The organism is Pseudonocardia wallangbongensis, assembly GCF_054486945.1.
Map to the genome: position 1 here is coordinate 176,633 of NZ_JBRERS010000008.1, position 22,840 is coordinate 199,472.

Consider the following 22,840-nt stretch of genomic DNA (forward strand, 5'->3'; position numbering starts at 1 on the left):
AGCGGCCTGAGCTAGCAAGCCTCCCTCGCGGAACTGCCGCCCCCGGTCACGTCGATCAGGGGCGGCGTTCCGCGCATGGGCAGGGTGGAGCGCCAGCAGATGCGCTCGACCGGCAGGTCCGACGGCGCGTTGTCCGTGGACTGGGTGCTGATGAACCGCACCCGCACCAGGAGCCCGCCCTCCGGGTCCGGGTCGATGCGGTCCACCCTGATCGAGCCGTCGTCCGTGGTGGCGTAGGCCTCCTGCCAGTCCGCCTCGGCCAGCGCCTCCGCCCGCGCCGGCACCACCGTCGCGCGCCACTGCTCGTACTCGCGTCCGTTGATCGCGTCGTAGTGCTGCTGCAGCTGCGCCCGCACCGCCTCGGCGTCCGGGTGCTCCGCCGCGTCCGCCGAGAGCTCCACCTCGCTCGACCCCGCCCCGTCGTCCGGGACCTCCGGCGGTCCCGACCCGCCGCGCGATGCGAGCGCAGCGGCGCCACCCACCACCACCAGGACCGCCAGGACGATCGCGGCGACCGCCGTCGCCGAGCGCGTCACCGGCCCACGCCGCGTGCACCCACGGCAGCCCCCCTCCGGACTCGTCGACGATCAGTGTGCCGGGCAGCCTCGAGCCGGGCGAAGAGGGGCTGTCGATCTCCACCCGCATCTCCACCCGGGGGCGGTCCCGGGCAGCGCCGCGCGTTCCTAGCGTTCCGCCCATGGAAACCGTGCTGACCTTCATGTTCCTGCGGTTGCTGCTCATCGGCGCCGTCGCGCTCGGCGTGGCACTGCTCATCGCCGTGATCGTGCTCGTCGCCCGCCGCACCGGCCGTCTGGGCGACGCGCGCCGCACCGTCACTCCCCTGGCTCGCGCGGTCGGGCAGCGCCAGGACGCCTGGGGCACCATCGGACGTGGCGTTGCACGCCACCTCGACGGGGACGGGCGGTAGGGAGGACGGATGGCGGGGGCGGTCGGTGGCGCGGTGCGGCGGCTGTGGGCCGCGCTGCGCGCCGGCGGCCCGGAGTCGGGCTGGCTGGACCGGCTCATCACGTCCACGCTGATCGTCGGGCTGCTCGGCACGGCCCGGCCGCCCGCCGGGTGGGTGTGGGCGTGCTGGGGCGTGACCGTGGCCGGCTGGGTGCTCTTCCTCGCGGGCGACCGCAGGTGGAAGGGGGCGGCCCAGGTCGGCCTCGCCGTGGCGGCCGCGGCGGCGGCGCTCACCGCCGGCATCGACGACACCGGCCTGGTGCTGACCTTCGTCGTGCTCGCGATGTTCACCGCGTTGCCATCGACCCCGCCCGGGCTGTCGCTCGCGGTCGTCGCCGCGGCGACCGCGCTGATCACGACGTCGGAGCTGACCATGGGCGCCCCCGCCGCCCGGGTCGGGCTCTACGTCGGGATCGCGGCGTTCACCACGCTCACCGGGCTGTACCGGCGCCAGTTCCACCTGCGCGCGCTGGAGACGGCGCAGCTCCTCGAACAGGCCCGCAACGCGCAGGCCGACCGGGCCCACGCCGCCGCGCTGGACGAGCGCACGCGCATCGCCCGGGAGCTGCACGACGTGCTCGCGCACTCGCTCGGGGCGCTGGGCGTCCAGCTGGAGCTCGCCACGGCGCTGCTGGAGGAGGGCGACTCCGACCAGGGCCTCGACCGGGTGCGCCGCGCCCGCCGCCTCGCCGCCGACGGCCTCGACGAGGCCCGGGCCGCGGTGAACGCCCTGCGCAGCGACGCGCTGCCGCTCCCGGACGCGCTCGCCCGGCTCGCCGAGCGCCACGGCCGCGACCACCTCGGCGCGAGCGCTCACGTCGAGGTGCGGGGCGTCACCCGCCCGGTGCCGGCCGCCGTCGGGGTGTCCCTGACCGGCACCGCCCGGGAGGCGCTGACCAACGCCGCCCGGCACGCGCCCGGCGCCCCGCTGCGGATGGTGCTGCAGTACCGCCCGGGGTCGGTCGCACTCACGATCGCCAACGGCGGGTCGTCGCGACCACCGGCCCCGCGCTCCGGGCCGCCCGGCGCGGGACTCACCGGGATGCGGGAGCGGCTCGCCCTCGTCGGCGGCACGCTGCGGGCAGGCCCCGACGCGGTCGGGGACGGGCCGGGCTGGACGGTCGAGGCGGAGGTGCCGGCGTGACGGATCGGGTGCGCGTCCTCGTCGTGGACGACCAGGCCGTCGTCCGGGACGGCCTGGTGGCCCTGCTCGGGCTGGCCGACGGCATCGACGTCGCCGGTGCTGCCGGCGACGGGCAGGAGGCACTCGACCTGCTGCGGGGCGGCACCGCGTGCGACGTGGTGCTCATGGACCTGCGCATGCCCGTGCTCGACGGGGTGGCCGCGACGGCACGGATCGCGCGCGACCACCCGTCCGTCGCGGTGCTGGTGCTCACCACGTACGCGGACGACGACTCGGTGGCGGCGGCGCTCGCCGCCGGCGCCCGCGGCTACCTCACGAAGAACGCGGGCCGGTCCGAGATCGCGGCGGCGATCCGGTCGGCGGCCGCGGGCCAGTCCACGTTCGACGCGGGCGTCGCGGGCCGGCTGGTGGCCGCGCTCGTCAACGGGACCGAGGGTGCGCCGAGCCCGGGCGCGCCGGAGCGCGACGGGCTGACCGCCCGCGAGCGCGAGGTGCTCACACTCATCGCCGACGGCCTGTCCAACGCCGAGATCGCGGCGAGGCTCTTCGTCGGGCAGGCGACGGTCAAGACGCACATCAACAACGCCTTCGCCAAGATCGGCGCGACGAACCGGGCCGGCGCGGTGCGCTACGCGTACCGCGCCGGCCTGGCGCTGCCATAGCGAGACCTAGGCCCTAGTGCACGCCCTCCATGTGGCGGGAGATCCACGGGCTGAGCGCGAAGACGACCACCCCGACCACGATCACCACGAGGCCGTTGATGCCGAAGTACGCGAACTCGGAGTCCACCGAGTAGAACTGCGCGAGCACCCCCGACAGGGACGTCCCCAGGCCCACCGAGAAGAAGTACAGCGCCATCATCTGGGAGCGGAACGAATCCGGGGCGAGCTTCGTGGTGACCGACAGCCCGATCGGCGACAGCATCAGCTCGGACACCGCGAACAGCCCGAGGATCACCAGCACGGCGACCGCGGGCGTGCTGGGCCCGGTACCACCCGCGAAGATCAGGAAGGCCAGGAACGCCACGCCCATCCCGATCACGCCGTAGGAGAACTTGCGCGGGGTGGACGGCGCGCGCCGGTCCAGCCGCGTCCACATCGCCGCGAACACGGGCGACAGGAGGATGATCCAGATCGGTTCCAGGGAACCGATCCACGACGAGGGCGCGGTCCAGCCGAAGATGCTCCAGTTCATCCGCTCGTCCGAGTACACCGCGAGCACCGTGAAGATCTGCTGGAACAGCGACCAGAACGCGACGTTCGCGATGAAGAGCGGGATGTAGGCCCGCAACCTGGTGCGCTCGTCCGGCCCGACGTTCCGGCTCGAGAGCATCGTGGCGAAGTACGCGACCGACGCGAGGATCAGGACGCCGCTGATCACGCGCGGCAGCGCCGCGAGCGTCACCAGCCCGCTGACCGCCACGAGCGCGATCACCACGACGATCGCGACACCGATCCCGATCGCCTTCGTCCGCGCCGAGGCCGGAAGGGGGTTGGGGGCGTGCCGGCCCGCCGTGCCGAGGTTGCGGCGGAACAGCGCGTACTGGGCGAGGCCGAGCGCCATCCCGACCGCCGCGGCACCGAAGCCGACGTGGAAACCGATCGAGTCCTGCAGCAGCCCGGTGACGAGCGGGCCGATGAACCCGCCGAGGTTGATGCCCAGGTAGAACAGCGTGAAACCACCGTCGGCGCGAGGGTCGCCCTTCTCGTACAGGGTGCCCAGCAGCGAGGACGCGTTGGCCTTCAGCGCGCCACTGCCCAGCGCCACCAGCACGAGCCCGACCGCGACGCCGGACAGCCCGGGCAGCACGGCGAGCGCGAGGTGGCCCAGCATCACGACGACGCCGCCGTAGAAGACCATCCGCTCCATGCCGAGCACGCGGTCGGCGAGCCACGCCCCCAGCACGGTGCTCAGGTAGACCGTGCCGCCGTAGGCCCCGACGATGCCGGTCGCGGTGGCCTGCGGCAGGGCGAGGCCGCCCTGGTCGAGGCTGTAGTACAGGTAGTACCCCAGGATGAGGACCATCCCGTAGTACGAGAAGCGCTCCCAGAGCTCCACTCCGAACAGGTTCGCCAACCCGATCGGGTGGCCGAACACGGTCCGGCTGGGTATGCCGGCCGGCTGGACGGTCTCGGTCACCGTTTCCTTCTTTCCGCTCGAGGAACGGCGAGGGATCGCCCCGCCGCGATCGAGGCGATGCTAGCGCCCGAACGGAGCAGCGCCCCTCGCCGAAGAGCGGAACGTGCGGTATGCCCGGCTCGGCGTCCGGATCGTTATCCGACCTGGTGCAGCAGCGTTCCGGCCGCTCCGTCACCGGCCAACCGGAACGGCTCGAGCGCGTCGTCCCACGCCGAGCCGAGCAGCTCGTGCACCCGGCCCGCGAGGCGGCTCGCCGGCACCTCGTCGAGCAGGCTGCGCAGCCGGTCCTCCCCCACCACGATGTCGCCGTTGGCGCTTGTCCGCCCGCTCCACAGGCCGAGCGTGGGTACGTGGCAGAACCGCTCACCGTCGACGCCCGGACTGGGCTCCTCGGTCACCTCGAACCGCACCATCGGCCAGGCGCGCAGCGCGCCCGCCAGCGCGCCGCCACTGCCGGTCGGCCCGGACCAGCCGCACTCGGCGCGCAGCTGCCCGGGAGAGGCCGGTTGCGGCGACCACTGCAACGAGACCTTCGTACCGAGCACACCAGCGATCGCCCACTCGACGTGCGGGCAGACCGCAGTTGGCGACGAGTGGATGAAAACCACGCCGCGTGCGTTCACTGCAGACCTCCAACGTCGACGAGGAACGTCTTCCCCTACGTCCTCGCGCGTGGCCGATCTGCTGGTCTCGGTTGTGCTGATCAGTCTGCCCGGTACCCTGCGACACGTCCAAACCCGACGGCCGCCCCCGGCGTGTCGCGGGCGTGTCGCGGTAGCGGGGCATGCTTCTACCAGTCGGGCAGGCCGGCGCCGTCGAGGTAGCTGTTGTCCTCGAGCACGGCGCGCGGCGACACCCGCAGCGGCGCCTCCTCCGCGTCCCGGCGGAAGCGGTTGCCGCTGATCCGCACGTCCGACGGGGCGCCCGGCTCGTCCTCGCGGAGCGTGTAGGTGCCACCGCCGAGGACGTTGCCGCGGATCACGATCGGCCCCTCCTCGATCCCGACCATCTCGTCCGGATCGAGGAGCACGGCGCTGCCGCCGCCCGGCCCCACGTCGACCTTGTTGTCTTCGACGAGCACGTCCCGGCCGGCGCCGTGGATCACCAGCGCCGACGCGTCGCGACCGGGTGGCGTGGCGAAGTCGTGCACGGTGCTGTTGCGCAGGCGCGCCGACTCGCCGAACCGCGCGCCGTCACCGGTCACGCCGGTGATCTCCACCCGCTCCCCGCTCCAGCGGTCGCCGCCGATCGCGGCCTCCGGGAAGTCACCGCGCAACGTGACGTCCTCGATCCGGACCGAGCCCCTGCCGGTGGTGACGATGCCGAAGGGCTGCGTGCCGTCGCCGACGACCCGGCTGCGGCGCACGACGACCTCGGGCGCATCCACCACGAGACCGCCACGGATCTCCCAGCCGTCCAGCACGGCACCCGGCGAGGTGATCGTGCGGGCCGCGCTCGGGCACAGGCGCAAGTCGGCCGGCACGCCGACGCTGCCCCGCGCCGGGGCCTCGTACGGGCCGGCCGCCGCGCATTCCAGCGCGGCGACCGCCGGCGCGAGCGCCACGGTGGGCGGGTCGAGCGCGGGGAACGTCGTGCCGTCGGTCGCGACGACCACGCCGGCGACGGCGAGCACGCACGTGGCGACCCCGAGGCCGGCGCGGGCGGCCACACGCCCGGTGGCCCGGTTCATGGCCGCCTCTTCATGGCGGACAGGGTACGACCGGATGGTCGTCAAGTCGCCGGGAGAGATCTACGAAGAGTGAATCGTTATCACGTTGTGTAGTGTCGGATGCCGTCCCGATCCTCGGTCGTGACCAGCTCGCGCTCCGCCAGCACCTCCAGGTGCGCACCGGTCTCGATGGTGGCGAGCATCCGGTTGAACAGGTCGAGATCGCCGAACCGGGTGTCGCGGCGGGTCCACAGCAGCACGCCGGCCACCTCGAAGGCCGTGGAGTGGCCGTCCTGCACCGCGGCGAGCGTGGTGTCGAGCCGCTTCGCGTGGTGGGCGATCAGCTCGTCCACCCGCTGGTGGACCCGCATCCCGGTGGGCCCGTGCGCGCCCAGCAGCATCGCGTCCGGGCGCGAACGCACGAGCTCCAGCGAGGTGAGGAAGTCCGAGAGCGGGCTCGTGGCCGGCGCCGGCTCCAGCCCCAGCGACGGGGTGATCCGCGGCAGGACGTGGTCACCGGCGAAGAGCAGCTCCCCCGCCGGGTCGGCGAACACGACATGACCCCGCGTGTGCCCGGGCGTCGCGACCGCCTCGAGCTCCCGCTGGTCGGGTGAACCCTCGCCCACCAGGAACCGGGCGCCGTCGTCGATCCAGTCGTCGGGGAACTCGTACTCGGCCGGTTCGACCGGCGCCGGGACGTGGCGCTCCAGCTCCCGGACGATCTCGTGCGCGCCCAGCCCGAGCAGCTGCTCCCGGTGGTGCGGCTGCCCGGGACGCGTCCGGCGCATCGCCTCGAGCCCCGGCCGCTCACCGCGACCCAGCGCCACCCGCATGCCGAACTCCCGCCGCAGCACCACCGCCTGCGTGTAGTGGTCGCGGTGGATGTGCGTGACGAGGAACCGGCGGACGTCCGCCAGACCGGCGCCGAGCTGGGCGAGCGCCGTGGACAGCACCTCCCGCGACTCGGCCAGCGCCCACCCGGCATCCACCAGGGTCAGGCCGCCGCCGTCGGCCAGCGCGTAGACGTTGACCGCGCGCAGGCCGTCGTTGGGCAGCGGCAGCGGAATGCGGTACACGCCCGGCGCGCACCGGTACACCCCTGGCGCCGTCCAGTCGCCCGCCGGGTCATCGTCGACGATCACGCGGTCCTCCCTCCGGTCACGCCTCGACACGCTACGTCGCGCCACCGCACTCGCGAGCGGGTGTGGTGAGCTGCACACGGCTGTGGCGGGTCCAGGAGCCCTGAACAACTCGGGCCTGGGTTTCACCCATTTGTTCGATGGGGCCTGGAACACTGCTCGCGCCGGCCACCTCGGAGCGACTTGATCGCCACGATCGTGACATGAGCCGCAGATGGAGGCTGTTGCCAGATCTAGCCGCCGGGGCGCAGGCCTGTGATCGGCGGTATCGGTTGTCCATGGTTGTGTCAACGACGATGTGCACCCGATAGTGGCAGGTCAGGTGGTCGATCAAGGGATGATGGTCGCTGTTGAAGATCGACTAGCGACCATTTCGCCTTGATCGCCGAACGCCGGCGCTGCCGAATCGGCAACACCCTCCATACGAGCGTGAGGTCCCGATCCCGACGATCACCCGGCCCCACCCCCCTTGGTGGGCGCCCGCGCCCCGCCGGGCGAGCCGCTCGTACCGCTGCCGGCGATCATTCGTGGGCGCGGGACCGCCGGGCGGTGTCGCGGCGGTTCATCTCTCGTGGGCGAGCCCGCGCACCTCGCGACCGGATGCGATCCACACCCGCCCGAGGTGCCGCAAGCCGGCACCGGCGTCGGCGCCGACCCCACCGGTGGGCGCGGTGGCCGGCTTGGCGCCACTACCGGACCCTGGGGTTGCGTGGGCGGCCGTCCCCTACTGTCTGGCACGCCCGTTCCGACGAGACCGTCACCGCCGGGTGCCCACGCCACTATCCGGTGGTCCCGACCGCCGCCTCGGCCCTCACCCCGGACGCGGTCGCCATGCTGCACCGCGTTCCCTGCGGCCCCGACCCGGAGCCGGATGCCGTCGGGAACCCGGCCGGTTGTCCACCGGGACGAGGTAGGCCTCATCGGTGTTCGATCTTCTCTGAGAACGGCCACGTCGATCTCGAGGCTGTGGACAACCCCAGCAGGGTTCCGCGGAACGCACGACGATCGCCGAGGGCCATCGCGGCAGAACCGGACCACCGGATAGTCGCGTAGACACCCAGCAGTAACGGGCTCGTCGCAGGCGGGCGTGCCAGACAGTCGGGGACGGCCACCCACGCAACCCCAGGGCCCGGCAGTGCACCCAACCCGGCCACCCACCCAAGGCGGGGCGCAGAGATCAACCGGAGCGGACACATGCCAGGCCGGTACGAAGCGGGAGGCAAGCCGTGACCGGTCGGGCACGGCGCGCCCACCGCAGCGGTGCACCGTCGCGACCGGCTCAGCGGCGATCCGGCAACACCCTCGATGTGCGGTTCATGTCACGGATCTGCTGATCACATCCCTTTCACCTAACGGGCCTCCAGCTGGGCGCTGAGCCGGAGCACCACCACCAGCAGCGCGATGTGCAGGACCGTCCCGACCGTCTGGGTCACCGCATCGGCCGGCGGGAAGTGGGAGAGGTGCAGCACGTGGTACGCCGCGTGGGGCACCGCGGCCGCCAGCACCGCGAGCGCGGCGAGGCGCGCCGTGGCCCGGTCCGCACGCAGCGCGGCACCGGCCAGCACCACCGCGAGCGCGAGGTTCAGCGCGCCGAAGTCGCGCACGAGATGCTCGTTGTACGGCGGCAGCAGCGCCACCCAGGGATGCCCGGGCAGCGGGAAGCCCTCGTAGAACACCAGCGGCGCGGCCAGCGCCCACAACCCGGCCACCCCGTGCCCGGCGGCGAGCAGCCCGAGGATGCCCACCACCATGCGGCGCGCCCGCGTGTCCCGGTCCACGCCCTCGCTCACCGCCATGCCGCCCTCCCGTTCCGCTCGACGACGTAGGAGGCGAACGTGACGCGCCCCTCGGCGTGCTCCGGCGCCAGGTGCCCGCCCTCCCGGTACCCGCGGGCGACCCGACCGGGGACGCGGACGGGCACCACCGGCCGGCGCCGGTGGCGGGCCGCCAGCCACGTGCGCGCGAAGTCGGCGAACGCGCGCACCTCGGGCCCGCCGACGTCCGGCGCCCGTCCCACCGGCTCGGCGCCGGCCAGCGACACGAGCCGGGCCGCGACCTCCCGCTCGTCGATCGGCTGGATGTCCGTTCCGGCCGGCACCGGCAGCACGGGAAGCCGGGCAGCCGCGCCGACCAGCCGATCGAGCAGCGCGTGGAACTGGGTGCTGCGCTGCACCGTCCAGGGGAAGCCGGAACCGATGACCAGGTCCTCGACCGCGCAGCGCTCCCGGTAGTACGGCAACGGGACACGGTCGGCACCCACGATCGAGATCAGCACGATGTGCGGCCGCCCGCCCGTGCGCCGCGCAGCCGCCATGAGCTGCCGCAGACCGGCGACGTCACGCCCCGGCCGGGTGGCCGCGTGCACGAGGACGCCGACGTCCCGCACGGCCTCGTCGAGACCGGCGCCGCTGACCAGGTCCCCGGTCACCAGGCCGGGTCCCTGCTGCCTGCTCAGCACCCGCGGTGGCCGCCCGGCGTCCCGGAGCAGGCGCACCACCTCCCGGCCCACGGTGCCGGTGCCCCCGGTCACCAGGATCGTTTCCTCCATCAGCCACCCTCCTGCCGGCCCTGTCACCAGGAAGGACTCCCCAGCCCGTCCGGACGTGACACCGCAGGAGGTGGCGCCCACCACACCCCGGCCTGCCCGGGCATTGATCGCCAGTCCCGGTGTCACAGCGGCATTTGAGGGTGTAGCCGAATCGGGGCCGCGGCACCCGTGCATCGTCGTGCGGAACGTGCGCGGCCGGAGGGCGGTGACGACCGGGGCGGTGATCAGCAGTACTGCACGGTTGCGGCGCCTGCGGTGAGGCACTGCTCGTCGCGACCGGCGTGTCAGCGACCGACCGATCAGCGCATCACGGCGGTGGCGACAGCGGTGGTGTGCTGCTCGCGGTGATCCAGCACCGTCCGTGGCCACGGGCCGGGCCGCCTGCTTGATCAGCGGATCGGTGCATCCACGGCCGCATGTGGCCGCTGCCGCACCGCGTGGCCGATCATGCCCGGCAGGCCTCGGGCCTGATCAGCCGGTGGGTGCACCCGCGGCCACATGTGGCCGCCCACGCACCGAAGCCGTGATCATTGCCGGCACCCGCCTCCGGTGGCGCCGTGGCCCGCCGGGCAGGGGGTTGTACCGCTACTGGCGATCACCGTGGGCACGCGACCACTGCCGGTCGGCCGCACTGCCGGCGCCGCAGCGGTTCGTCTCGCCTGGGCGGGCCCGCTCACCTCGGGACGGATGCGATCGACACCCTGTCCGGGTCCCGCATGCCGGCACCCGCGTCGGCGCCGACCCGGCCGGTGGGCATGGTGGCCGGCTTGGGTTCACTACCGGACCCGTGGGGTTTGCGTGGGCGGCCGTCCCCGGCTGGGGGGCACGCCCGCCTGGGGACGAGGCCGTCGCTGCCGGGCGCCTACGCCACTATCCGGTGGTCCCGATTGTCTCCTCGGTCCTCACCCGGACGCGGTTGCCGTCCTGCGCCGGGTTCCCTGCGGCCCCACTGGAGCCGGATGCTATCGGGCACCCGGTCGGCCGGTTGTCCGCCGGGACGGCGTAGACGCCAGCGGGGTTGGATCTTGAACTGAGGCCCGTCACGTCGATGTCGAGGCTGTGGACTACCCCGCAGCGTTCCGCGGAACGTTCCGCGGAACGCACTGACGATCCGAACGCGCCCACGATCGCCGAGGAGCCACGGTGGGGTTCGGGACCACCGGATAGACGCGAAGGCACCCAACGGCGACGGGCCGAGACCGACCGCAGCGAACACGCGCCAGGCCAACGCGAAGCGCAGGAGGCAGGCCGTGACCGGTCGGGCACGGCGCGCCCTCCGGAGCGGAACGTCATCTCATGACCGTCCGGCAGCGATTCGGCAACACCCTCATTTCACCTGGTCGTTGGTTGCTTGACCGCACGCAAGTACAGAAGGTGCGGCGAGGCCGTCAGGTGTGCGTATGCTCGCGGATCCTGCTGCTCCATCTCGGGCGGTGGCTGCGGCTCCATGAGGTCGTCCAGGCGGAACTGCGCACTGCGCAACGCATTGAAGATCGCGCTGAGTGGCCGGTGGTAGAACTGGACTTCCATCGGCTCGGGTCCACCGATGTCCCAATGGTCGGTGATCAGCTGTGTTGAGAAGTAGCTCGACAACTGGAAGAAGCGCCACGTCTCGGGATGGTGGACTGACATGACCAGCGCGCCGCCCGGCCTCAGGATGCGCCGGAACTCGCGCAGCGTCGGGTCCCACTCAGGTAGGTAGTGCATGACCAGCGAGGCGGTCACCAGGTCGAATGAGTCGTCCGGGAAGTCCAGCGGCTCGGCGAGATCGGCCTGCTGGAACCGCGCTTTCGGGCAGCGCCGCCGGGCGACGTCGAGCATCACTGCGCTCGCGTCGACACCGACCACCCTCGCGCCGCGCCCGACCAGCTGGGCGGTCAGCACTCCCGCGGCGCAGCCGACGTCGAGGATGTCGCGGCCGTCGACCTCGCCGGTCAGTGCGTGGATCGCCGGTCTGTCGTACTGCTCGTTCCACGGGTTGGTCTCGCTGTGCCGAGCATAGGTTTCCCCGGGTATGTCGTACTGCGACGCTGTCACCCCCTCGACGCCAACGGGAGGCTGACAGCTACTGATCCGCCGGGGTGAACGGGTTGAGCAGCTCGACGCCGGTCGTTGCGACGTCGTCGGTGTTGCGAGTGACCAAGGTCCACCCACGCACCAACGCAGTTGCCGCCAGCAACCCGTCGACGACCGGCAATGGATCCGGAGCGTTGAGTCGTCCCCACGCTTCGGCCACGTCGGTCGTGATCGGAACGATCCGGTCCTCGTACCCGGCGACCAACTGAGCTAGCCAGCGGTCGAGGACCTCGGCCTGCGCCGGGTCACGCCGGGCGAGTCGATCGACCCCTTGCCTGATCTCGCCGATGACGAGAACGCTGAGGAACAGCTCGCTTTCCGGCACCGAGTTGAACCAGCGACTCACGTCCGGGTGGGGTTGCTTCTTGCGAATCTCGGACACGACGTTGGTGTCGAGCAGGAAGCCCACACCTCACCCCAGATCGACGGTGCGAGCAGGTTCGGCGGACCGGCTGATCTCCAGCTCGTCCAGATCCGGCGCCGACCGGAGGAACTCCTTGAAGTCCGGCACGCCACCTCGCAGGCGCCGGTATTCCGCGATGTCGATGACGACGGCGACTTCCTCGCCGTGTCTGGTGACGAACTGCGGACCATCGACCCGGACCGACCTGATCAACTCACTGAACCGTTGTTTGGCGTCCTGCAGCTGCCAGTGCCCGTCCATCGCCCACCTCCGCAGGTTCTGTCTAGACAGACTAGACAAGTGCAGGTCGGGCCGCCACCCCGGATCCGCGGAGCCGTCGTCGACCCGCCTCGAGCCGCCGAGCCACGTGAGGTAGCTCGGCGACCCGGGTCTGACGTGCGGTGCTCGTCTCAGCTGCAGCCGCTGGTGGAGCCACAGCCCTCGCACAGGTAGCAGGAGCCGGCCGGCCGCATCTTGGTGCCGCACGTCATGCAGAGCGGCGCGTCGGCCGCCTTGCCCAGGCGCAGCTCCAGCAGCTCGGTGGAGCTGCCCACCTCGGCGGGCGCGGGAGCCGCGCTCTTCGGCTCCGCCTCCTTCTCCGCCGGCACGGCGTCGACCGAGGAACGCAGGCCCTCCACGTCGACCTCTCCGAACCCGGCGCCGTAGTCGGTGCCCGCCACCTGCGCCGTGCGCTCCTCCGCGGAGAAGATGCCCAGCTCGGCGCGCTTCTCGTACGGCAGGTGGTCGAGCGCGAGCCTGCGGAACAGGTAGTCGAGCACGCTCGTGGCGATGCGGACGTCCGGGTCGTCGGTCATACCGGCCGGCTCGAAGCGCAGGTTGGAGAACTTCGAGACGTAGAACTCGAGCGGGATGCCGTACTGCAGGCCCACCGAGATCGACATCGAGAAGGCGTCCATCACGCCCGCGAGCGTGGAGCCCTGCTTGCCGAGCTTCACGAAGATCTCGCCGAGGCCGTTGTCGGGGTACGAGCCGGCGGTGAGGTAGCCCTCCGCCCCGCCGACCGTGAACGACACCGTCTCGCTCGGGCGCTTCTTCGGCAGGCGCTTGCGCACCGGGCGGGCCTCGACCACCACCGGTGTGGCGTCACCGGTGGCCGACTCCGTCTTCCGCGCCTCCTTGCCCACCGAGAGCGGCTGGCCGACCTTGCAGTTGTCCCGGTAGATGGCCAGGGCCTTCAGGCCCAGCTTCCAGCCCTCGAGGTAGATCTTCTCGACGTCCTCGACGGTGGCCGACTCGGGCATGTTGACCGTCTTGGAGATCGCGCCGGAGAGGAACGGCTGCACCGCGGCCATCATCCGCACGTGGCCCATCGGCGCGATCGACCGCTCGCCCATGGCGCAGTCGAACACCTCGTAGTGCTCCGGGCGCAGGCCCGGGGCGTCGACGACGTGGCCGTGCTCGCCGACGTACTCGACGATCGCCTCGATCTGCTCGGTCTGGTACCCCAGCTTGGCCAGGGCCCGCGGCACCGTCTGGTTGACGATCTGCATCGAGCCGCCGCCGACCAGCTTCTTGAACTTGACCAGCGCCAGGTCCGGCTCGATGCCCGTGGTGTCGCAGTCCATCATCAGGCCGATGGTGCCGGTGGGCGCCAGCACGGAGGCCTGCGCGTTGCGCCAGCCGTTGCGGGCGCCGACCGCGAGGCCCTCCTGCCAGACCTTCGTGGCGACCTTGTGCACCGACGCGCTCGCGACCAGCGCGCGGACGTCGTCGTTGGCGGCGGCGTGCTTGCGCATCACCCGCTGGTGCGCCTCGGCGTTGCGCGCGTAGCCCTCGTACGGGCCGACGACCCCGGCCAGCTCGGCCGAGCGCTTGTAGGCCGCACCCGTCATGAGCGAGGTGATCGCCGCGGCGAGCGCCTGGCCGCCCTCGGAGTCGTAGGCGTGCCCGGTGGCCATCAGCAGCGCGCCGAGGTTGGCGTAGCCGATACCCAGCTGGCGGAACTTCCGGGTGGTGTCGGCGATCGGGTCGGTGGGGAAGTCGGCGAAGCAGATGGAGATGTCCATCGCCGTGATGATCAGCTCGACGGCCTTCTGGAAGCGCCCGGCGTCGAACTGCCCGTCGGCACCGAGGAACTTCAGCAGGTTCAGCGAGGCGAGGTTGCAGCTGGAGTTGTCCAGGTGCATGTACTCCGAGCACGGGTTGGACGCGGAGATGCGGCCCGACTCGGGGCAGGTGTGCCAGTCGTTGATCGTGCCGTCGTACTGGATGCCGGGGTCGGCGCACTCCCACGCGGCCTGCGCGATGGTGCGGAACAGCTTCTTGGCCGGGATCCGGTCGATCACCTCGCCGGTCATCCGGGCCCGCAGCCCGAACTCCGAGTCGCCCTCGACGGCCCGCATGAACTCGTCGGTGACGCGCACCGAGTTGTTGGCGTTCTGGTACTGGACGGAGGTGATGTCGGAGCCGCCGAGGTCCATGTCGAAGCCCCCGTCGCGCAGGACGCGGATCTTCGCCTCCTCCTTGGCCTTCGTCTCGACGAACTCCTCGATGTCGGGGTGGTCGACGTCCAGCACCACCATCTTCGCCGCCCGCCGGGTGGCCCCGCCCGACTTGATGGTGCCCGCGCTCGCGTCGGCGCCACGCATGAACGAGACCGGGCCGGACGCCGTGCCGCCGGAGGAGAGCAGCTCCTTCGAGGAGCGGATGCGGGAGAGGTTGAGGCCGGCGCCGGAACCGCCCTTGAAGATCAGCCCTTCCTCGCGGTACCAGTTGAGGATCGACTCCATCGTGTCGTCGACCGCGAGGATGAAGCACGCGCTCACCTGCTGCGGCGAGCTGGTGCCCACGTTGAACCACACCGGGGAGTTGAAGCTGAACACCTGGTGCAGCAGCATCCAGGTGAGCTCCTGGGCGAACACCTCGGCGTCATCGTCGGTGGCGAAGTACCCCTGCTCCACCCCCGTGCGGTGGTAGACCCCCACCACCCGGTCGATCAGCTGCCGCAGGCTCGACTCACGCTTCGGCGACCCGACCGCGCCGCGGAAGTACTTGCTGGTGACGATGTTGGTGGCGTTGATCGACCAGGAGTCCGGGAACTCGACGCCGCGCTGCTCGAAGTTGACCGTGCCGTCGCGCCAGTTGGTCATGACGACGTCCCGGCGCTCCCAGGTGACCTCGTCGTACGGGTGCACCCCGGGTGTGGTGTAGAGCCGCTCGACGGTGAGCCCCGCCTGCTTCCCCTTTGCGCTGCTCCTCTTGCCGCGTCCGGATGCGGCGCCGACGGTCTCGGTCATGCTCTCCCTCTCCTTGCGCGCGCATCGGCGGGCTGGGGTCCACGATGCGCGCTTTCCTGCGGTGCGGCGGTTGTGGCGGCGGTGCTGTTCGACGTGGTGATCCGGCTTCGGGTGGACATACCGGATCACCGGCCGGCGGATGCCGGTCCGGTCGGGCTGGGTGGGCGGTCAGTCGGGCGGGTCGGCGCCCGGTGGTCTGCGTAGATCGGCGATCTCCTTCTCGAAGTCATCGATCGAGGAGAACGACCGGTAGACGCTCGCGAAGCGCAGGTACGCCACTTCGTCGAGCTCGCGGAGCGGGCCGAGGATGGCCAGACCGACCTCGTGGCTGGGAATCTCGGCGGTGCCGCCCGCGCGGACGGCCTCCTCCACGCTGTGGGCGAGCTGCTGGAGCGCGTCCTCGTCGACGGGCCGGCCCTGGCAGGCTCTCCGGACCCCGCTGACGACCTTCTCTCGGCTGAACGGCTCGGTGACACCGCTACGCTTGACGACGGCGAGCACGGGCTCCTCGACCGTCGTGAAGCGGCGACCGCACGCCGCGCAGGATCTCCTGCGGCGGGTGGCCTGGCCGTCGTCGACCTCCCGGGAGTCGATCACCCGGCAGTCCGAGTGGCGGCAGAACGGGCAGCGCATCGCTTCGTCCCCCTTCTGCAGAACCCCACCTGTTGTCGAACAACACGAGTGTAACCACAACATGTAGGGGCGTGGGAAGCAGGACACCCCTATCGGTGCGGCTTTGTCGACCGAACGGGACGATCCGCGCGAGAGCGCTGGATCACCGCCGCGGAGCGTCAGTCGACCGTCACCCTGAGCACCTGCCCGGGGTGCAGGGGCACCGGTCCGAGCGAGTTGTCGGTGACGATCTGCTCGGCGAGAGCCGCGAGCTCCGGGCCCGGAGCTCCGGGCGCGAGCCGCTGCGCGACATCCCACGGGGTGCGCTCCACACCGACCGTGACGACGACGGGGCCGCCGGGCGCCCCCTCCGCGGCCCGGACCGCGGCCGCGTCGTCGGCCAGCACGCCGAGCACGACCACCACCGCCGCCGCCGCGACCGTGACGGCCAGCCCGGCCAGCGCCCGGCGCAGCCGCACCACCCCGGCCGAAACGGCGAGCGGCCGACGCGCCAACGTGCGCACACCCGGCACGGACCGTGACACCGACAGCGGCACCCGCCGCGCCCCGGACGGCACCTGCGGCCGCTCGGCCTCGGCCGGCCGCACCGCGACGGCGTTGACCGGAGGCCGCACGGGCCGCGGCCCGCTCGCCCGCCGGCGCAGAACACGCCGCTCCCCCGCCCGCCGCTCGCGCGCCGGCCGCAGGGCCACTCCCTGTTCGTACATCCCGCGCTCGTGCATGCCCCGCATGTACATCTCGCCGCCTCCGCTTCCTCCGCTCATGGAACAAGTGTTCGAACGAACGTCTGTGCGAAGTGTCTACCACCGCGGTCCGACAGAATCGAGAAACGCGGGCGTGTCGTTCGAACATGTGTTTGGCGCGAGGCTCGATCGGGGCTACCTTCGTACGCGACGACGGTGGCGGCCGCACCCGTGCGGCACCACCCACACCAGCGGGCGGCTCGCGCGCCGCCCACGAGGAGGAGGCGCAGCAGATGGCACGGGACGACCCGGGCACCGGATCCGGCAGCGACGCCGGCGAGACCGCTCAGGTGAGCACGTTTCCCGACCCGCCCGCCGAGCCGGCGGGCCTCACCCCGCGGCAGCGCAAGGTCCTCGAGGTGATCCGCGACTGGGTCGAGCGGTTCGGCTACCCACCGAGCGTGCGCGAGATCGGCGACGCCGTCGGCCTCACCTCCACCTCCTCGGTGCACCACCAGCTCCGCGCGCTCGAGCGGAAGGGGTACCTGCGCCGCGACCCCAACCGCACCCGTGCCGTCGACGTCCGCGGGCCGGAGGAGATCACCGACACCCCTGCCGCCACGGCGGACGACACCGCCGCCACCGACCTGCGCCCGATCCCAGCGATGGTCCCCCTGCTGGGCAACATCGCCGCCGGTGGGCCCATCCTCGCCGAGCAGGCCGTCGAGAGCGTCTTCCCCCTGCCCCGCGAGATCGTCGGCGAGGGCACCCTGTTCCTGCTGAACGTCCGCGGCGACTCGATGATCGAGGCCGCCATCACCGACGGCGACTGGGTCGTCGTCCGGCAGCAGCCGGTGGCCGAGAACGGCGAGATCGTCGCCGCGATGATCGACGGCGAGGCCACCGTCAAGACGTTCAAGCGGCGCGACGGGCACGTCTGGCTGATGCCGGCCAACCCGGCCTACGACCCGATCCCCGGTGACGATGCCACGGTGCTCGGGCGGGTCGTGGCGGTGCTGCGGAGGCTCTGAGGGCCTCGCAGTCCATGATCGCCGCTTCGGCGCATTCCCGTGCTGGATGGAAGGGTGTTGCCGAAGCGGGGGGCGCTGCCCTGGCTTGATCAGCGCACGCGGTTGTCAGGCCGCACCGGTGCGGCTCTGTGACCGCACTCGTCGATCATGGCGGCCGCAGGATGGACCGCGGGGCGTTCAGCGGAACGCGGCAACCTCCACCGGGCGGGCCGGCTGCGGCGAGCCGTACGCCACGGTCGCGACCACCGCACTGAGGTACTGCTCGGGCCGATCATGCGCTGCGAGAAGTACCTCAGCGCGGCCACGGCCGCAGCGGGGTGCTGCTCGCATCGATCACGGGTCGCACCACTGCGCGGTGCGGGCGATTCTCCGGGGGATCCCGCTGCGGCGGGCGCGCCGTACCCGACCGGCCGCCCCTGCCCCGACCCCCGCCGCCGGCGTCGCGCACGTTCGCTCCGGCTCGTCGAACCCGCCGCCTCGGGTGGGTGGCCGGGTTGGGTGCACCACCGGACCCTGGGGTTTCGTCGGCGGCCGTCCCCGTCTGTCAGGCACGCCAGTCCTCGACGAGCCCGTTCCTGCCGGGCGCGCGGACCATCCGGTGGTCCCGCCGCCACACCCACCACGGCCTCGGCAAGGGTCCTGGTGCGTTCCGCGGAACCGACCCGCATGGCCCACGGGCCCGACATCGAGCTACTGCCGCCCGGACAACTCGAACGCGAACCCCGGGACAGGACCCAGCTCCAAGCGGTCGGTCGGTGCGGCGATTCGCGACCACATGACAGTGGCGTAGACACCCGGCAGCGATGGTCTCGTCCACGGACTGGCGTGCCCCCACGTCGGGGACGGCCGCCCACGCCACCCCGGAGGTCGGTAGTCGCGGAGCGGGCCGCGGCCCCGTGCGTCAGCTTCGGCGGGATCGGCCGCGCAGCGACGCCGCGGCCGTGACCAGCACCAACAGCCCAACCACCGCACCGCCGCCCAGGGCGGCGGGCAGCCAGGGCGGCTGCCCGGGATCGGGTACGACGTCCGGGGCAGGCGGTAGCGGGGCGACGGGGACGGGTTCGCCCGCGAGCGCGGTGGCGTCGGCGACGGCGCGGATCTCGCCGCGCACGCCGTGCCGGGTCTCCGAGCCGGAGAGCAGTGCGCCGTCGGCGTCGAACGCGATGGCCTCGCCCTGCGGCTCGTCGGGCAGCGGGACGCGGACGGGGGTCTGGTTGAACGCGGCCACCAGGTCGCCGCCGCTGACCGGGAAGAGCCACGCGTCGGTGTACGTGCGCACCGCCGCGACCGTGCCGTCGGCGCTCAGGGCCGCGCCGGTGATCACCCGGGTTCCGATCCCGCCCACCGGGCCGCCGAGGGTGTCCGACGCGGGCAGGTTCAGCTCCCCCACCGGCAGCAGCGGGGTGGGGCCCTCGCCTCCGGGTGGCTCGGCCGTGCGGTAGAGGCCCGCGGGCCGCCCGACCTCCTTGGTGATCACGAACGGGCGGCCGTGGCCGTCGACCAGCAGGGCCTCGGCGTCGTGCGGCCCGTCGGGGTAGGACAGCCGGTGGAGCCGGGGCTCACCGCGCTCGGGCAGGACGATGACCGCCACGGTGTCGCGGTGACGTTCGTTGTCCCCGAGGTCGGCGGCCCACAGGGCACCGTCCGGCCCGGCGGCGAGGTCCTCGACGTCGTAGGGATCCACGTCCGCGGTGCGGGTGTCGATCACGGCGCAGTTCGAGCGGTCGATGCGCTGGACCTGCACGCTGCTGCCCCCGTCGCTCAGCCCCCACAGGCCGCCGTCGTGCACGACCATCCCGGAGAGCTCGGAGAGCCGGGGGTCGGAAACGGAGCACAGCGGCTCCGGCACGGGCGCGCCGCCGAGCGCGAGTGCGACGAGGAGACCGATCAGCTGCCGGAACCGTTCTGCGCGGCGGGCGTGACCCGCGCGTACGGCAGCACCGCGGTGGCGAGCCCCGCCCCGACGCGGGCGCGCATCCGGGTGCCCTCGGGCGTGTGCTCCTCGCTCAGCACCTCGCCCTCGGTGTGCACGCGGGCGACGAGCGAGCCCTGCAGGTACGGCAGCAGCAGGTCGACCTCGACCTCGGGCGTCGGCAGCAGCTCGGCGATCCGCTCCCGCAGCTTCTCGACGCCGTTGCCGTTGCGGGCGGAGACGAACACGGCCCCCGGCAGCAGGTGCCGCAGGCGGGCCAGCTGCAGGTCGCCCGCCGCGTCGGTCTTGTTCACCACGAGCAGCTCGCGCCCCATCGAGCCGTGCTGCTCGCCGATCTCGACGAGCACCTCCCGGACGGCCTTGATCTGGTCCTCCGGGAGCGGGTCGGACGCGTCGACGACGTGCAGCAGCAGGTCGGCGTCGCCGGTCTCCTCCAGCGTGGACCGGAACGCCTCGACGAGCTGGTGTGGGAGGTGGCGCACGAACCCGACCGTGTCGGTGATCGTGTAGGTGCGCCCGTCGCTGGTGGATGTGCGGCGGGTGGTGGGGTCGAGGGTGGCGAAGAGCGCGTTCTCGACGAGCACGCCGGCGCCGGTGAGGGCGTTGAGGAGGCTCGACTTGCCGGCGTTCGTGTAGCCGACGATCGCGACGGACGGCACGTCCTGGCGCCTGCGCACCCCGCGCTGGGTCTCGCGCGACTGCTTCATGCCGGAGATCTCGCGGCGCAGCTTGGCCATCCGGTTGCGGATGCGGCGCCGGTCCAGCTCGATCTTGGTCTCACCGGGGCCGCGGCCGCCGATGCCGACGCCGCCCGCGGCCCGGCCACCGACCTGCCGCGACAGCGCCTCGCCCCACCCGCGCAGGCGCGGGAGCAGGTAGGACAGCTGCGCGAGCTCGACCTGGGCCTTGCCGTCCTTGGAGCGGGCGTGCTGGGCGAAGATGTCGAGGATCAGCGCGGTGCGGTCGATGACCTTGACCTTGAGCTTCTCCTCCAGCTGGCGCAGCTGGCCGGGTGAGAGCTCGCCGTCGGCGATCACGGTGTCGGCGCCCGCGTCCTGCACGGCGTCGCGCAGCTCGTCGACCTTGCCGGAACCGATGTAGGTGGCCGGGTCGGGCCGGGAGCGGCGTTGGACGAGGCCGTCGAGCACCTGCGAGCCCGCGGTCTCGGCGAGCCGGGCGAGCTCGGCGAGCGACGCACTCGCCTGCTCCGAGGTGCCCTCGGTCCAGACCCCGACGAGCACGACACGCTCCAGGCGCAGCTGCCGGTACTCGACCTCGGTGACGTCGGCGAGCTCGGTGGACAGGCCCGCGACCCGGCGCAGCGAGCTGCGCTCCTCCAGCTCGTAGTCACCCCGGGTGGGGTGCAGCAGCTCGTCGGCGGGGGTGGACAGGGCGGGTTCAGTCATCGTGGTAGTCATGCTCCCACGTCAACGCCCCGGGCGTCGTGTCTGATTCCCGGTGCGTCGCGCGGCGGAGAGCGGTCCCGTCAGGTGCTCCGGCAGCAGGCCGAGCGCCACGACCCGGCCGAACAGGTCGAGGAAGCCCGGGACGTGCCGCAGGACGCGCAGCGGCAGCGGAACCCGCAGCGGGCGCCGCACCTCGTCGGGGTCGCGGGCCGGGGTGACGATCGCGCGGCGCTGGGTCTCCCGCTGCAGCAGCTGCGTCAGAACGGTGGGCACGATCCGCCTGCGCTGCACCGCCGCGAGGTCCCGGCCGGTCACCGCGCCGGCCAGGAGCGGCGGCACGAGGATCCGCGCCGCCGCCACCGCGTCCTGGACGGCGAGGTTGATGCCCACCCCCGCAACCGGTGTCATGGCGTGCGCGGCGTCGCCGATGCACAGCGCGCCGGCCGCCCACCAGCGCCGCAGCCGGTCCTGGCGGACCTCCAGCCGGGCGATGTCCGCGGCGCTCACCGCGTCCGCCCGGTCGGCGAGCACCGGCGCCAACTCCCGGACGCTGCGCCGGACCAGCCCGACGGCGTCGGGGTCGCCCTTGCCGATCAGGACGGCCACCTGCCAGTACGTGCTCCGGTTGACCATGATGACGCCGCCGCGCGCGGAGAACCGGACCAGCGCGGCGTCCGGGTCGCCGTCCTGCATCGGCACGCGGAGGTAGAGGCAGTCGAACGGCGCCGCGAGGGCGCGCGGCGCGATGCCGAGCTCCTCCCGCACCCGGGAGTGCCGGCCGTCGCAGCCCACCACGAGATCCGCGCGCAGCTCGTGGGCGGTGCCCGTCTCGCGGTCGGTGTAGCGGACGCCGGCGACGCGACCGTTCTCGCGGAGGAGGTCGCCGACCTCGGCCGACATCACGATGCGGAAGTGCGGCGACTCCCGCGCGGCGGCGACGAGCATGCCGAGGAGGTCCCACTGCGGCACGAGGGCGATGTACCGGTGCCGCCCCGGCAGTCGGCCGAACCTCGGGGCGACCCGCCCGTCGTCGAAGACGATCTCGACGCGGCGTTCCACCCGGTGCGGCAGCGCGGCGAACCGTTCCCCCAGCCCGAGCTCGTCGAGCAGCCCGAGCGTCGAGGCGTGCACGGTGTCGCCGCGGAAGTCGCGTCGGAAGTCGGCGTGCTTCTCCAGGACCGTGACGTCGACGCCGCACCTGGCCAGCAGCAGGCCGAGCACGACCCCGGCCGGGCCGCCGCCGACGACGACGCAGCCGGCCATCAGCTCGCACCCGGGTAGACGGCGACGTAGACGGCCACCGCTTCGCCGTCCGGCGGCTCCGGGCGGGTGGCGTACCGGTCGAGCAGCGCGTTCAGCTCGGCGCGCAGCGCGGCCGCCTCGGCGGGGGCGAGCCGGACGGCGAGCCGGCTCTGTTCCAGCGCCGCGACCCCGACCTCGGTGACCTCGTCGAGGTAGGCCTCGAGCAGCGCCTCGCCGAGTGAGGGGTCGCCCTCGCCGCCCTCCAGGGACCAGGACAGCCGGGTGCCCCGGTACGGGATCTCGGTCGACCCGCGCGGGCCCGGGCGGGCCGGGAGCGCCTCCAGGAACCCGTGCCGGACGAGCCGCCGGACGTGGTGCAGCGTCGTCGCCGGGTCCCGGTGCAGCCGGTGCGCGATCTGGGCGTTCGTGAGGGGTTCCTGCAACGTCAGCCGGATGATCCGCAGCCGGACGGCGGAGGCGAGCGTGGCGATCTCGGCCTCGGTGGCCGGCCTGCGCTGCGTGGGCATCCGGGAACCGTACCGATTGACGCTTTCCAATCGGTTGTCCACGA

Annotated in this window: 21 protein-coding genes; 4 read left to right on the forward strand and 17 right to left on the reverse strand. The window is 72.6% G+C overall.

The features are described 5' to 3' along the window. Nucleotides 1-11: 11 nt before the first annotated feature. A complete protein-coding gene (locus ACU436_RS27305; protein WP_459029818.1) occupies nt 12-536 on the reverse strand; it encodes a hypothetical protein in 525 nt (174 codons plus the stop codon). 161 nt (nt 537-697) lie between these two features. Here ACU436_RS27305 and ACU436_RS27310 point away from each other — a divergent pair, with 161 nt between their 5' ends. Genes ACU436_RS27310 through ACU436_RS27320 form a run of 3 tightly spaced genes read left to right on the forward strand, consistent with a single transcriptional unit; the run spans nt 698 to nt 2,772 of the window. Next, nucleotides 698-928, forward strand: a complete 231-nt coding sequence (locus ACU436_RS27310; protein WP_459029819.1) for a hypothetical protein — start codon at nt 698-700, stop codon at nt 926-928. Between the two features lie 9 nt (nt 929-937). Continuing rightward, the gene (locus tag ACU436_RS27315; RefSeq protein ID WP_459029820.1) at nt 938-2,110 is read left to right on the forward strand and encodes a sensor histidine kinase; all 1,173 of its coding nucleotides are present in this window, start codon (nt 938-940) and stop codon (nt 2,108-2,110) included. Continuing rightward, nucleotides 2,107-2,772, forward strand: a complete 666-nt coding sequence (locus tag ACU436_RS27320; RefSeq protein ID WP_459029821.1) for a response regulator transcription factor — start codon at nt 2,107-2,109, stop codon at nt 2,770-2,772. Before ACU436_RS27315 ends, ACU436_RS27320 begins: the two co-directional genes overlap by 4 nt. A gap of 13 nt (nt 2,773-2,785) precedes the next feature. Here ACU436_RS27320 and ACU436_RS27325 read toward each other — a convergent pair whose 3' ends face one another. The 12 genes from ACU436_RS27325 to ACU436_RS27380 all read right to left on the reverse strand — a co-directional run bounded on the left by ACU436_RS27325 (nt 2,786) and on the right by ACU436_RS27380 (nt 16,738). Continuing rightward, nucleotides 2,786-4,249, reverse strand: a complete 1,464-nt coding sequence (locus ACU436_RS27325; protein ID WP_459029822.1) for a peptide MFS transporter — start codon at nt 4,247-4,249, stop codon at nt 2,786-2,788. A gap of 134 nt (nt 4,250-4,383) precedes the next feature. Next, the gene (locus ACU436_RS27330; RefSeq protein ID WP_459029823.1) at nt 4,384-4,872 is read right to left on the reverse strand and encodes a DUF3145 domain-containing protein; all 489 of its coding nucleotides are present in this window, start codon (nt 4,870-4,872) and stop codon (nt 4,384-4,386) included. 167 nt (nt 4,873-5,039) lie between these two features. Beyond that, complete coding sequence (locus ACU436_RS27335) at nt 5,040-5,939, reverse strand: hypothetical protein (RefSeq protein ID WP_459029824.1); 900 nt, start codon at nt 5,937-5,939, stop codon at nt 5,040-5,042. A gap of 80 nt (nt 5,940-6,019) precedes the next feature. Further along, complete coding sequence (locus ACU436_RS27340; RefSeq protein ID WP_459029825.1) at nt 6,020-7,060, reverse strand: MBL fold metallo-hydrolase; 1,041 nt, start codon at nt 7,058-7,060, stop codon at nt 6,020-6,022. Between the two features lie 1,346 nt (nt 7,061-8,406). Beyond that, on the reverse strand, nt 8,407-8,853 hold the full coding sequence (locus ACU436_RS27345) for a hypothetical protein (RefSeq protein ID WP_459029826.1): 447 nt from the start codon (nt 8,851-8,853) through the stop codon (nt 8,407-8,409). Then, nucleotides 8,844-9,605 carry an SDR family oxidoreductase gene (locus ACU436_RS27350; protein WP_459029827.1) on the reverse strand — a complete coding sequence of 254 codons (762 nt, stop codon included), beginning with the start codon at nt 9,603-9,605 and terminating at the stop codon, nt 8,844-8,846. The genes ACU436_RS27345 and ACU436_RS27350 overlap by 10 nt, the downstream gene beginning before the upstream one ends. A gap of 1,332 nt (nt 9,606-10,937) precedes the next feature. Continuing rightward, nucleotides 10,938-11,642, reverse strand: coding sequence for a class I SAM-dependent methyltransferase (locus tag ACU436_RS27355; RefSeq protein WP_459029828.1), 705 nt, complete (start codon nt 11,640-11,642; stop codon nt 10,938-10,940). A 28-nt stretch (nt 11,643-11,670) separates the two neighbouring features. Next, nucleotides 11,671-12,090 (reverse strand): PIN domain-containing protein, encoded by a 420-nt coding sequence (locus tag ACU436_RS27360; RefSeq protein WP_459029829.1) that lies wholly within the window; start codon nt 12,088-12,090, stop codon nt 11,671-11,673. Nucleotides 12,091-12,093: 3 nt separating this feature from the next. Beyond that, nucleotides 12,094-12,345, reverse strand: a complete 252-nt coding sequence (locus tag ACU436_RS27365) for a type II toxin-antitoxin system Phd/YefM family antitoxin (protein ID WP_459029830.1) — start codon at nt 12,343-12,345, stop codon at nt 12,094-12,096. 149 nt (nt 12,346-12,494) lie between these two features. Beyond that, nucleotides 12,495-15,341, reverse strand: coding sequence for a vitamin B12-dependent ribonucleotide reductase (locus ACU436_RS27370; protein WP_459029831.1), 2,847 nt, complete (start codon nt 15,339-15,341; stop codon nt 12,495-12,497). Between the two features lie 168 nt (nt 15,342-15,509). Further along, nucleotides 15,510-15,974 carry a transcriptional regulator NrdR gene (gene nrdR, locus ACU436_RS27375; protein ID WP_459029832.1) on the reverse strand — a complete coding sequence of 155 codons (465 nt, stop codon included), beginning with the start codon at nt 15,972-15,974 and terminating at the stop codon, nt 15,510-15,512. A gap of 158 nt (nt 15,975-16,132) precedes the next feature. Beyond that, nucleotides 16,133-16,738 (reverse strand): hypothetical protein, encoded by a 606-nt coding sequence (locus tag ACU436_RS27380; RefSeq protein WP_459029833.1) that lies wholly within the window; start codon nt 16,736-16,738, stop codon nt 16,133-16,135. A 212-nt stretch (nt 16,739-16,950) separates the two neighbouring features. Between ACU436_RS27380 and lexA the strand changes: the two genes are divergently transcribed. Continuing rightward, nucleotides 16,951-17,688: a transcriptional repressor LexA gene (lexA, locus tag ACU436_RS27385; RefSeq protein WP_459029834.1), complete on the forward strand. Its 738-nt coding sequence runs from the start codon at nt 16,951-16,953 to the stop codon at nt 17,686-17,688. A gap of 901 nt (nt 17,689-18,589) precedes the next feature. Here the strand turns inward: lexA and ACU436_RS27390 are convergent. Genes ACU436_RS27390 through ACU436_RS27405 form a run of 4 tightly spaced genes read right to left on the reverse strand, consistent with a single transcriptional unit; the run spans nt 18,590 to nt 22,796 of the window. After that, nucleotides 18,590-19,537: a hypothetical protein gene (locus tag ACU436_RS27390; protein WP_459029835.1), complete on the reverse strand. Its 948-nt coding sequence runs from the start codon at nt 19,535-19,537 to the stop codon at nt 18,590-18,592. 38 nt (nt 19,538-19,575) lie between these two features. After that, a complete protein-coding gene (gene hflX, locus ACU436_RS27395) occupies nt 19,576-21,027 on the reverse strand; it encodes a GTPase HflX (protein ID WP_459029836.1) in 1,452 nt (483 codons plus the stop codon). A 21-nt stretch (nt 21,028-21,048) separates the two neighbouring features. Continuing rightward, nucleotides 21,049-22,290: an FAD-dependent oxidoreductase gene (locus ACU436_RS27400; RefSeq protein WP_459029837.1), complete on the reverse strand. Its 1,242-nt coding sequence runs from the start codon at nt 22,288-22,290 to the stop codon at nt 21,049-21,051. Further along, nucleotides 22,290-22,796, reverse strand: coding sequence for an ArsR/SmtB family transcription factor (locus ACU436_RS27405; protein WP_459029838.1), 507 nt, complete (start codon nt 22,794-22,796; stop codon nt 22,290-22,292). The genes ACU436_RS27400 and ACU436_RS27405 overlap by 1 nt, the downstream gene beginning before the upstream one ends. Nucleotides 22,797-22,840 lie beyond the last annotated feature (44 nt).